Below are 227 nucleotides of genomic sequence, written 5' to 3' on the forward strand. Positions count from 1 at the left end.
CTGCTCGCCACCCGGCTCATCAGCCGGATCCGGCAGGCCTTCGGCGTGGGCATCACGGTCAAGGACCTGTTCCAGGGCCCGACCCCGGCCGCGCTGGCGGAGCTGGTGGAGGTGCGCAGCGGGGAGGACGTACGGCGGCCGGTGCTGCGGGAGGTGGCGCGGCCGGAGCGGGTGCCGCTGTCGTTCGGGCAGCGCCGGCTGTGGTTCCTGGACCAGCTGGAGGGCCC

At 75.3% G+C, this 227-nt stretch carries 1 protein-coding gene; it reads left to right on the plus strand.

The features are described from left to right. On the plus strand, window positions 1–227 hold a 227-nt coding region (locus GT045_RS26920), incomplete at both ends, for a phosphopantetheine-binding protein (protein WP_161295511.1).

This window comes from Streptomyces sp. SID486, from assembly GCF_009865385.1.
Classification (GTDB): domain Bacteria; phylum Actinomycetota; class Actinomycetes; order Streptomycetales; family Streptomycetaceae; genus Streptomyces.